The 7,851-nt window shown below is 40.4% G+C and carries 7 protein-coding genes; 4 read left to right on the top strand and 3 right to left on the bottom strand.

Going from position 1 to position 7,851, the window contains the following annotated elements; translation table 11 throughout:
- Window positions 1–3,467, top strand: a 3,467-nt coding sequence (locus FW758_RS23745; protein ID WP_446446730.1) for an RHS repeat domain-containing protein, incomplete at its 5' end; no start/stop codon positions are given.
- A gap of 23 nt (window positions 3,468–3,490) precedes the next feature.
- The gene (locus tag FW758_RS23740; protein ID WP_446446729.1) at window positions 3,491–4,285 is read left to right on the top strand and encodes an RHS repeat-associated core domain-containing protein; all 795 of its coding nucleotides are present in this window, start codon (window positions 3,491–3,493) and stop codon (window positions 4,283–4,285) included.
- Between the two features lie 657 nt (window positions 4,286–4,942).
- On the opposite strand, the gene FW758_RS23735 is transcribed toward FW758_RS23740, so the two are convergent.
- Window positions 4,943–5,233, bottom strand: a complete 291-nt coding sequence (locus FW758_RS23735) for a hypothetical protein (RefSeq protein WP_446446728.1) — start codon at window positions 5,231–5,233, stop codon at window positions 4,943–4,945.
- 350 nt (window positions 5,234–5,583) lie between these two features.
- Between FW758_RS23735 and FW758_RS23730 the strand changes: the two genes are divergently transcribed.
- Together FW758_RS23730 and FW758_RS23725 are read left to right on the top strand one after the other, a co-directional pair.
- Window positions 5,584–5,904 (top strand): helix-turn-helix domain-containing protein, encoded by a 321-nt coding sequence (locus FW758_RS23730; RefSeq protein WP_446446727.1) that lies wholly within the window; start codon window positions 5,584–5,586, stop codon window positions 5,902–5,904.
- Between the two features lie 14 nt (window positions 5,905–5,918).
- Window positions 5,919–7,166: a type II toxin-antitoxin system HipA family toxin gene (locus FW758_RS23725; protein WP_446446726.1), complete on the top strand. Its 1,248-nt coding sequence runs from the start codon at window positions 5,919–5,921 to the stop codon at window positions 7,164–7,166.
- A 187-nt stretch (window positions 7,167–7,353) separates the two neighbouring features.
- Here FW758_RS23725 and FW758_RS23720 read toward each other — a convergent pair whose 3' ends face one another.
- Both FW758_RS23720 and FW758_RS23715 read right to left on the bottom strand, forming a co-directional pair.
- Window positions 7,354–7,713 (bottom strand): hypothetical protein, encoded by a 360-nt coding sequence (locus FW758_RS23720; RefSeq protein ID WP_446446725.1) that lies wholly within the window; start codon window positions 7,711–7,713, stop codon window positions 7,354–7,356.
- On the bottom strand, window positions 7,703–7,843 hold the full coding sequence (locus FW758_RS23715) for a hypothetical protein (RefSeq protein WP_446446689.1): 141 nt from the start codon (window positions 7,841–7,843) through the stop codon (window positions 7,703–7,705). The genes FW758_RS23720 and FW758_RS23715 overlap by 11 nt, the downstream gene beginning before the upstream one ends.
- Between the last annotated feature and the right edge of the window lie 8 nt (window positions 7,844–7,851).

The raw sequence follows: 7,851 nt of genomic DNA, 5'->3' as shown, positions 1-7,851 counted from the left end.
CTAAAGTAGAAGATAGATTTAATAACTTTGTTATTTACAAATACAACTCTGATTCTTTTGAAAAAGGTTTAATTTCATCTATTGAAGGAAATGATGGTAGAGTCCTTAAAGTTAGTTATGGAAATAATATTAAGACTGTTACAATAAAGGGCCCTACTGATTCAGATAGCAAAACTTGGACTTATAAAGATGAAGGTAAATTCTGGAGTAATCTCATCGTTACAAGTCCAGATAGTAAATATTGGAAATATAATGTTTTAAGCATTGATTCAATTGATGAGGAAAATATGCCCATTGACTATGGTGCAGGCTTACCACCTAGTAATGGCTGCTTTACTGATGATCCAATTGAAATGAGTGTAACCCATCCAGATGGAACAATTGGAAACTTTAAATTTGAAAATGTACTTCAAAATAGAGTCAGAGCTACTATCGCAGGCGCAAATTACCCTGAATGTTTTCGGAATTACAGTTTAACTAAAAAAAGCATAAATACAGGGAATGAAATTTTAATATGGAATTATAAATATTCAGAGTCTGCTCCAGCAAAAGCAGTGGAATTAACAAAAAACATACATAATGTTGAAGAAAAATATAAGATACCAGAACCAGTACCAAGAGGCATCAATAGATTAACAACCAAGACAACATCTATTGAATCGCCGTCTGGAGCATTAACCAAGTATTATATCAATAGAGATAGTCAATCTATTCTTGAAGGTAAAATATTAGCAATAGAGTACTATAGCAGCAATGGCACGTTAAAACGAACAACATTAAATGAATATCAAGACGGCTACATATATGGAGATATTCTAGAAAATACAATGGGAAACCGAGAGTCTACACAAAAAGATGTTTTGATAAAAAACGTCGTAACTATCGAAGATAATTCTGAATCAAAAAATGAATATTTAGAAATAAACAAATACAATCAACCACAAATCATTCACAGCTCTGGTTATGGCAAAGAACTTTATAAAGCAATAGAATATTACAACGACACCGACAACTGGCTTTTATCAAGCATTAAAAGCATTAAAATTGGTGAGACGCTATCTTCTGCTATTGTTGTTGATGAGAGAACTTTTTACCCTTCAGAAACACAATACAAATCACTACCACATCAATTAAGTAAGTATGGAAAACTATTTGCTACATATTCCGATTACCATAGCGACGGAAATATTAAAAAAATAAATTTTAATGACACTAACCGTTATGAGATTTATGAAGAATATTACCGTGGAAAAGCTCGCAAGATAACTATTCCTTGCGCAATCACTAATGGCTGCAACACTACCAATGGGAGCACTTCTAATACCTTAGTTGCTCTACTTGAAGTCAATCCTGATGGTACAACTAAAAGTGTGACTGACTTTAATGGCAATAAAACTTCATATAATTACAACCCTATTGGTTGGTTAACTAGAATTGATTATGCAGACCCCAAGTGGGCAGATAAGATCATTAGTTACGCGACCGTCAACATCAGTGGTGATGGTATCAGTGGCAGTGGCATTGCTGTTGGGAGTTTGCGCCAAACTATTTCACAAGGTAATTACGAAAAACGTATTTATCATGATGGTTTATTGCGACCTATCTTTACCAGTGAACGTGATACAGCTAACGCATCGACAATTCGATATCAAACCATGGCCTATGACCATGAAAATCGTCCTACGTTATCAAGCTTTGCGAGTGCTGATGCAAGTAATCGTATAGGGATGGAGACCGAATATGATGTGCTGGGTCGTATTGCAACTCAGACTCGAACCAGTGATGGTAGTACTAGCCGTCGTGAGTACCTCGCAGGTAATAAAGTTGCTGTGACTGATGGTGAAAATAATACCACCACTACAACCTACCTTGCTTATGGGGAACCTTCCTTTGACAAGCCGACGTTAATCGAAGCGCCAAACAGTGATGAAATTGCAATTGAATATAATGTTTTTGACCAAGTAGCCAATATTCGTCAAGGTAATGTCACTGAAACTCGCCTCTATGATGCTTATCAACAACTGTGTAAACAGGTACGCCCTGAAACGGGGATTACTGCATTTGGCTATAATGGTCAACGTCAACCGATATGGCTAGCTCAGGGAACCAATGGTTCGACTACAAGCTGTGATGCGGGCGCAGTACCTGCCATTCATAAGACATTGTTAGCTTATGACAATCTAGGGCAACTGCGCAGCGAGAACTTCCCCGATAGCACCCCTGATAAAACCTACAGTTATGACGCCAATGGCAATTTAATATCTTTGCTTGCAGGGCCTGTGAGCTGGAGTTACTTGTATAATAGTCGGAGCAGTATAGAGAAAGAAACATTATTATTAGATGGACGCAATTTTGTTTTAGATTGGGAATATAATAATCTGGGGGCATTAAGTTCGCTTAAATACCCTTCTGGAGCGATAGTTACATACTCACCTAATGCTCTTGGGCAACCTACAAGAGCAGGAGTTTACGCAACAGCCGTGAGTTACCATCCTAACGGCCAAATTAAGCAATTTACCTATGGTAACGGCATAGTACGTAATGTTGCACTTGATACGACTGGCCGAATAGATGCAATAACAGATGTTAAAGGTCGCTCTGTTAAGAACAGTCTAGACCCAAGTTATGACTATAACGACAATTTAGCCCGTTTGATTGATTGGGTAGACCGTAATAACGATGTCGATAATCTAGTTTATGATGGTGTGGACAGATTAATGTCTGCAGATGGTAAGTGGGGCACTGGACGTTACAATTATGATGGTCTGGGAAATGTCCTTAGCCGCAGTATGAATAATTCAACTATTAACTACAATTACAATGCACTGAATCGCTTAAACAACCTTACTGGCGCCTATGCCTATGGTTACCAATATGATGCTCGTGGCAATACTACCAATAATGGACGGTATAGCCTTGCCTATAATTTAGGCCAACAAATGACTGCGGCTAAAGGTATTAGCTATGTTTATGATGGTCATAATAGGAGGGTAAAGCAAACTAAAACAGATGGTAGTCATTACACTGTGTATAGTCAGGGGGGCCAGTTACTACATCGACAGGCGGCTAATGGTACAAAAATAGATAGTGTGTATTTAGGTAAGCAATTAGTAGTCGAAGTGGATAATGCCCAGGCAGGCTTACCTCCTCCTACTGTGAGCATAACAGTAGGAAGAACATTAATAGGAAGTTATTGTCCTCCCAAAAAGTTATGTCCCGAAGTGGTAGATATTCCAGCACATCTAATAACATGGATTAGTGACCTGGCAGTATCTTGTTCTGGGAGTGTGAAAAGAAGTCTTAATGGTGCCGTTCAAGGGACAGATATTATATCTGGAACTAGTGGCAGTATGACTTATCCTCTTAATGGGTCTGTTTATTTGATTACATTGACTTGTACTGCTGGTGCAGGCGAAACGACGAAACAAGCCACTGCAAGTGGAACTAGCGGTGGAGTGGATATGTAATGACTAACAGTAAAGGATTAATTATGAAATTATGGCAACAATTCATTTTGCTGTTAGCTATATTTATCTGTATGCCTACCTATGCTGCGGTCGTGCGATACCAACATACGGATATGTTAGGCTCCGTGGTTGCTGAGTCTGATGAACAGGGCAATATAATTTCTAATAGCCGTAGTCACTATGAACCTTTTGGTAAGCGCATTGGAGGTGATAAAGAAGGGATAGGATATACGGGGCACCTGCAAGATAAAGACTTAGGTCTGACCTATATGCAGGCACGATACTATGATCCACTGATTGGGCGTTTTTACAGCAATGATCCTGTTGGCTTTAAGGATATTCATAGTTTTAATCGCTATGCCTATGCGAATAACAACCCATACAAATATACTGATCCAGATGGAAGGGAGACATTATTAATAACAGTTAAAGATTATGGGGTTAGTACTCATTCGGCAACCATGACGAATAGAGATGGGAATACAATGCTCTATGATCCAGCAGGAAGCTACTCACCATCTAGTGGAGAGTTTAGAGGAAGTGGAGATGTATTTACTACTTCAACACTATCAGATTACACCCAGTTTCACGAATCAGTGGGCAGTGAGATTTCCGTTGTAACAATACCTACAACTGCTGAGCAAGAAGCTACTATACAAAATAGCATGGTTGAAGTAGGAGGGGCTGCGCCATTTGAATGTGCTGCATCAGTCTCTACCGTATTAAAGGATGTAGACGTAAAGCCGAGCGTATTACCTGGAAACCTTGAGGATAATGCTAAAGAAAGGGTTCAAGAAATGGAGAAAATTCAAGAATGAAATTAGATAAATCATTCTGTAGAGAACTAGGGATTATTTTTACTTTTCTTATGTTTGCATTGGGCTTTTATGCTGCATGGTGGGGCTTTGGAAAAGGTACTTTGTGGGCAAAGGCTTTTAACGTTTTCGGTGGAGTTTTTTATTTTGGCTCACTTCCTTGGTCACAGTTCATCATAGAACTAGTTTCCCCGTTAGTTGATAAAGGTAACAGCTTACTTCTGAGGATCATATCGTATTCCGTAGGCTTCACTATCAATTGTTATATATTACGGCTTATATATTTGAGAATGAAGAAACGGAATAGCAAGGGAAATGAGGAATCTAACCCATTTTGACTCACTGATAAATCTTGAGTAGGACTATGAAGTGTGGCCATTTTCTGCGGAAGACTGGCCAATCTGTTTCGGAGTTGTCGTTGCGTTAGGGCGGAATATACAAGTGTATATTCCATCTTTTTGACCATCTTTCCGATTTTTTGGCCAGAAGTGTCAAAACAATCTGGCCAGCTTTACGTTATGGATTGTCCACTTGATTAGTGTCTTATGCTCACTTGTTGATGTTTGGCTAGGTGACGGTTCGTCGTTGCAAGAGCCATTTCAGTCCCAACTTAGTCTCTGGTAGCTCGTAATGGGAAGCACTGAAGGCCTTCGCTAACTCTTAGTTTATCAGTTGAGTATCCCCTTGTAATTTCCAATACAAAAAAAGCTGTTGGCTTTTAATACTGCCAACGATGTTTAAATCTTTTGCGGCCATTAAAAAGCTCAGCATGGCTTGTGCGTAGCGAAAAGTCTGCTCAAAACCTCCTTGCCATAGATCCAACTGGCATTGCAACAAACGCGAGTCAGCGACAATGACTTGCTCAAAGTACATCCACAACATGGGGACATAGCTGAATTTGTAGGGCAATAAAGTAGCAGTTTGTTCATCAACTTCTCCTTGTAATAACACTTTGGTGCAAGAGTACTTTAGCCCAAACGAACGCTGAATGGCGGATTTAGGCGCGTGAACCAGTCAGCTCTTCTAGAATAAACTCGCACCTAAGCTCATGCCCTTTCTCACCACTGATCACCTAAACCACCGAACTGGACATGCAAAGGTTTACTAGAATAGTTGTGACGTTTTTCATCACCGTACAGACAAGGATGGTGAAACTATAATTTCATAAAATTATGATTTATGAAATTATAGCTTCACAAAGCTACTCCGAACTTCCTTGGATACTTAGAAACACTTTGACAGTGCCTACATATGAAACTAAAGTTTCACATACCGCAAAAAAATGTAAACATAGTTTCATTATGATAAATAAAAAAGAAGATGCACCATCTAAACGCAGTGCAACGGTATTCCCACGCGACATGAAAATACTGCACAACTTAGGTGAAAACATCATGCTGGCAATGAAGCGCCGTGGGATCAGCCAAGAAATGATGTTTAACAGAACAGGAATATCTAAACCGACCTTACGAAAAATAACCAAAGGTGATCCATCCGTTTCGATGGGTCATTATGTAAACGTACTCGCCGTTCTCGGCCTTTTGGAAGATCTGGGCAAAGTTGCACTTGATGATGAGCTTGGCAGAAAGCTACAAGACATCGAATTGCTAAACAAAAAATGATAGAGAATTCAAAGATGGAAATATTTGTCTACGCCGACTGGCTTGATGCTGACGCACCATTGTTTGTAGGGACGTTAAGGTCATCTGTCATCCGCGGTAAAGAACATTTTAGTTTTAGTTATGATCAAAACTGGCTTAATTCCAAATACGCTCTTCAAATCGATCCATCGCTTAAATTGTATATTGGGGAACAGCACTCTGCCGACGATAAAAACTTCAAAGCATTTCTAGATTCTTGCCCTGATCGTTGGGGGCGCTTGCTGATGCAGCGCCGAGAAGCTGTCATTGCTCGTACCGAAAAGCGCAAAGCAAACACTCTGTTCGAAACCAACTATTTATTAGGGGTGCATGACTCTTTTAGAATGGGAGCCTTAAGGTTTCGCACTGCACATGATGGTAATTTCCTTGATGATAATGAAGATTTTGCAGCGCCAGCGATAACCTCACTTCCAGAGCTTGAGCAAGCGGCCTATGGAATAGAAAATAAGCCTGATTTTGATAACCCAGACTACCTAAAATGGCTAAATATGCTCATATCTCCCGGTTCATCACTTGGTGGAGCTCGACCTAAGGCATCAATTAAAGATGTTGACGGTACTCTCTGGTTAGCTAAATTCCCTAGCAAGCATGATGAATATGATATTGGTCTATGGGAATACATAGTTTACAGAATGGCCATTGATGCAGGGATCAATATGTCAGAATGTAAAGTACAGTCTATTGGTTCAGAACATCATATTTTCCTCACGAAACGTTTTGATCGCGTCGAAGGTGGCAAAAGACTTCTATTCACTTCGGCTATGACGCAATTAGAATATTTCGATGGTAATGACGACGGAGCAAGCTACCTTGAACTAGCAGAATTTCTGACCATAAATGGTTCAAATACTAAGGAAGATTTGAAACAGCTTTGGACGCGAATGCTATTTAACATCATGGTTTCCAATAGTGATGACCATCTGCGCAACCACGGCTTTATCTTTGATACTACGGGATGGCGCTTATCACCAGCATACGATATTAATCCAACACAAAATGCAACAGGCTTACATCTAAACATTGATGACAGAGACAATGCATTAGAGGTTGATCTAGCCTTTGACGTTGCAGAGTACTTTCAGCTCGACACGAAAACTGCTGACGAAATTTATCAAAAAGTCACTAGAACTATTTCAAAGTGGGAAGAACTTGCAACGGAAGCCGGTATAGAAAAAGGTGAACGAGATTTAATGAAAGAGTGTTTCCGAGTGCCCGAGGCTTAAACGCTTAATTGAAGTGAAATATAGCGCGCCCATATCAACTGTATTGATCTCGTATATTCATCATCATTTAATAGCGAATTACTTTGCATAGATATCTGTCCGAACCTTTGATAAAATCCTGTCAACGGGTTAGCAGTCTTGGTGGACAACCGTCTAACCCGCTAGCCCTCGCAAGAGGGCGTTCCTTCTAACTCATCCTATCTAGCAGTGCCATTTCGGCTTTTCTTAGCCAGAAGATGTAAGACTTTTTACTGTCAAATCCCATTAAGGCCCACTGCTCTTTGCACAGGTAATGGGCGCGGATGGCGCGTTTGCAGTTAAGGGATAACTGCTCAACGAGGTGGTCATAATGCGCGACATGGGCAGGCACGTTGAGTTCATGCTTTAGGTTGCCACCGCCCAAGGCTTCGCCTAAACGGTCGCAGGCGCTGCGGTTCGAAAACCCCTTGCCCAACTCTTGGTGCACCCAATAGCGGCCCCAGCGATATAACCCTAACCGCAACGCCTTGATGTTCATCCTCTGCTCGGGTTCATCGCTAAAGCCCATTGGCCACCTCATTTATCTTCTCAATCGAAAGCTTAAACACATCAAGGCATATCGATGTCACATCGTCATAGGGCGCAGTTGTACGGCCATTTTCCCAACGTTGGTAAGTGTTGCGGCTAATGCCGTAAATCTCAGCCA

Source organism: Shewanella sp. 1180_01 (assembly GCF_052850535.1).
Note: the sequence above shows the minus strand (reverse complement) of the source record. Positions and strands in the feature narration are given on the sequence as shown.